Annotated in this window: 2 protein-coding genes; both read left to right on the top strand. The window is 49.2% G+C overall.

From position 1 onward, the window contains the following. A partial coding sequence (locus KDK17_RS07950; RefSeq protein WP_257287788.1) for a transglutaminase-like domain-containing protein occupies positions 1 to 3,380 on the top strand: 3,380 nt, incomplete at its 5' end. Between the two features lie 112 nt (positions 3,381 to 3,492). Beyond that, on the top strand, positions 3,493 to 3,949 hold a 457-nt coding region (locus KDK17_RS07945), incomplete at its 3' end, for a hypothetical protein (RefSeq protein WP_257287787.1).

Below are 3,949 nucleotides of genomic sequence, written 5' to 3'. Positions count from 1 at the left end.
ATCTGATCGACAGCCAGCACCTGGAAGGTGAGTTGAATGATATTCTGGCCGGTGATGCTCATCCCGGATTTCACCTGTTTGCCACCATCAACCCACCCAAGTACAGCGGGCGAAAACCCTTATCACCGGCGCTCAAAGGCCGTTTCCGGCATTTACCCATCCGGCAGTACAACCCGGCAGAGTTGCAGGCCATTGCAGAGAAAGTGTTGCCAGACAACCCGCAGGGGAAAATCCTGGCTGAACAGCTGACTAAAAAACATTGTCTTTTGAGGGCCTGCCTGCAGCAGAAAAAACTGCCGTTGCAGCCGACCAGTCTTGATTTACAGAATGTGGCCAGGGCCGTCATCCGAGGGGGCGATTTTACCGAAGAAGGGCTTCATCAATGCCTCAATCAGCACTACCGGCTTTATCTGATGGCTGCAAAGATATCGTTGGAGAAACTGCCCGAGTCATCGGCTCTTGCCGTGAGTAAAGACGAGCTTGATTCTGGACTTTGCAAGTGGTTCAGCCAAACGGTATCGGGCAAGGATCGTCCATGGTTAATACGACGCAGTGATCTCAACAGTATCGATGAAAAACGACATGAAATTCGTATCAACACTCGTCTGAGTGACGAGGAAGCCAGAACAGAAATTATCAAGAGGGTGGCTCAAGCCAGGTGGCAGGCATCCGGTCTTTCCCTGAAGCCGGATCTGTCGGACGATATACTTACCCAGGCACTTTACCGACACTGGCAGCAGCGCTGGTTTGATCATGAGTTCGGCCAGACGGGAGTCGAAGCCAGTGACGTATTTTTCCTGACGGAAGAAGAGGAAGAAACGCTGAAAATATCAGCTAACCAGACTTATCTCCGGGAGGCTGATGCGCGAATAAGTGCATGGAACTTCGGCGCGGTTCAATTGTGGCCTGCGTTCTGGCATCAGCTGAGTGATCTGCTGAACCATCTGGTTGACGATTATATTAACGAAGCGTCAGCGGTTGACACTGATAACGCCCCTGAACAATACATCCCCGAAGTCCTCGAGAAAGAGGCTCCGGCATTGGACCAGGAAACCGGCTATGAGAGCGAGGAAAAACCAAAAATTAACGACTATGTAATTTTTGATTGGCCGAACCATTTTCCCGGGATTTATCGGTGGTGGGCAGAGGATGTTTATGTGTCTGCTGAGGGCCATATCAAACTGATCAATATTGATGATCGATACATGCTGGGGGCCGAAGTTCTCATGCCTGCCCGGTTGCCTGCACGTGACCAGGAAGTGACATTAGCCAGAGATCAAACGCTGGCGACCCTGGACATCTCATCACACAATGGTCGATATGCATTGCCCAGCCTCACGGCTAACGACTATATCGTGGCCCTGCGCATAGAATCCGGTTTATCATTTATCCTGGTCAGGGATCGCTATACCGGGCTTCACACACTGTCTATTCCAGAAGCCAGACCCCAACAGTGTATTCAGGTTGCTTATGTCGTAGAACCCGCAGATGCGGACAAAAAAACACCTGCCAGAGAAGTCCGACCAGCACATACAACACGTTTTGACGCCCGCTGTTCGGAAGGTACGAAAGCAGTACTGAAGAGTCTGTTTGAGACCATTGGCCAACAACCAACTGAGCTACAGGTGCCTTTGGAGGCAATACAAAACGCTAAAAACACGGTGCAACGCATTAAGGCGATCGCGAACTATTGCCGAACGTTTTCTGGTAATGCTCAACCAGAGAGTAGTGGCAATTTCTTTAAATTCCTCGTCACACAGCGGCAAGGGAGCTGCCGCCATCGTGTACCTGTGTTTATCGCTTTTTGCCGTTATTTTGGCATTCCATGTCGGCAAATTTCTAACCGTACCCACGCCTTTGCAGAGTGTTCTGTGGATAGAGGCCAAACCTGGGTGTCAGTCGATTTGGGCGGTGCCCCTGTCGAGGCAACAGAAATTCTATCTGACTTCCAGCTCTCCAGAAGGGTCAGTGGCTCCGGCACCCAGTCAAAGAAGATCAGGGATCTCCTGAAAGGGGCTGATTTAGCACAACAGCAAGCTCTGGCTGAGGCCAGTGGTATCAGCCTTGAGGAATTGAACAACGCGCTTGAGACAGACAGCTCATTGCCAAAAATCAAACCAAGTACTTACCTGATGATAAGGAGACTGTGGGAGAGAGGAGATTTACCCGGTTTTTCCGTGGGTGTCTCAATGTTACTGGAGGCAGAAACATTGAGCTATCGTGAGAAGCAATTGATCGGTACTGTGCTTGAGCGTGAAAGGCCTGTCTGTAGGCCGATGTCGAAGGTAGTAACACAAATACTGGCCAATAGTGATGAAGACCAGGTTACTGAACCACTCAAGTCATTGCATTCAAAAAGGGTTGTCCAAAGCGGAGAAAGAAACAGTGCTCTGCAGTGGTTGAGTTCAATAGCGGATATATTGACAGAGAGTGACTTGACCAGGCCCTCGGTTATTCGCTTTGCCCATAAAGCCCTGGAATCGGGTTGGCTGGATCCACTGCCGACTTATCAGAGGCTTATCATTGAGGCCATTCAACACCATGAGCTGTTGTTGCGTCTGGAAAGCATCGATGAACTGAAGGTTAAAGCCACCCATTGCCTGAAAATGTGGTACACGGGACTATTGTCCAGGGAAAAAAATAGCCAGATATGGCGATCAGCTTATCGGCGCTACCAATGGGAAATAAGTAATGCCTTTTTCGTCACTCATTGTCATGATGGGTTTTCGCCACTCCTTGAAGATAAAATGCTCCGCTCCTCTTTGCAGAGCACCTGGACAGACGAACCTGAGGGTATTCCCAATATAGAGCGAATGTTAGTGCACCATCCCGCGTTTGTGCAGTCAAACTCGGGCAAGGCGAACCACCGTCCGGTGATTATCCTGGGGCCACCTTTCTGGTTCTGCAGAGAAATGAATGAAAAGGTCGAAGCTCTGCTTAAAAGAAAAGTTGAGGATAGCCCGTCTCTGAAGCCGTTATTGGAAAAAATCAAACCAGAGTCCCTCGAAGCATCCGATGAGGACAAAAGACTTTTAGATAGTTTAAAACAGAAATGCGAGAAAGCGATTCAGCAGGCCTTCTGTCATTACCTGTATGAAGTGACACACTCGAAAGGCGGTTGTTTAACGTATTGTTGGGGCGATGTTGACGTATACAAGTATGGCGCCCACGATCCATCCTCAGCAGGTGAGCTGTATACCATGATGTTTGAAATTTGTAGCTCTCCCCGTTTTCAGAACTCATTTAACGATGACTACTTAAGGGAGGCACAAAACGCCAGTGACGCTCTCATACTTACATCCAATGATTTGACAATGATTGTCGAAGAGTTTTTGAACAGCATGAATTTGAATTCGTTGTGTGAGTCGTTGGATACGTGACTTTCCTTAATAGTGACGGCTCACTGTCCAAACAGAACTTTTGTCCTACCTGAAGGTCAAATCATTCAAGAGTTTCAATGCAGTACTTCAGATCACAGAAGGGAGGTTGGCTATGGATGGTCGGATTAGTGAACAATCAAGTGGGCCTGTGCTTAATACGGGTGTGTCGGCAGCAAGGGAAGCAAAGCTGGCTCCACCGGCAAAGATTGAAGCTATCTGCTCTGGTGTCACTTCCAAACTCAATAGATCGTCGCTTTCGATGACGTTGCCTGACAGGGCGAGAACCGTATCCTCGACGGATTCCTCGCTTCCCGGAGCCTCTCATTCTTTCGATTTTCGTTTTGTCGCCAGTGATGATGAAGTTCGGCAGCTTTTAGTGGCCCAAACCGGTGCTGAACATCGGGATGTCACCCTTATTTCCCACCCCGACGACCTCTCACAGGCTAATCTGGTGAGCCGGTTGAGCATTTCTGAAGATGGTTGCCACACTCTGCGTTCAGGGAAGCTGTTTGAAGGGTCACAGCCACTCACTCTGGTAATGGATATCCGCAAGCTCACCAGTGAGGAGC

It is taken from the genome of Endozoicomonas sp. SESOKO2, assembly GCF_024606245.1.
Taxonomy (GTDB): domain Bacteria; phylum Pseudomonadota; class Gammaproteobacteria; order Pseudomonadales; family Endozoicomonadaceae; genus Endozoicomonas_A.
This window is presented reverse-complemented; position numbering and strand designations above follow the sequence as displayed.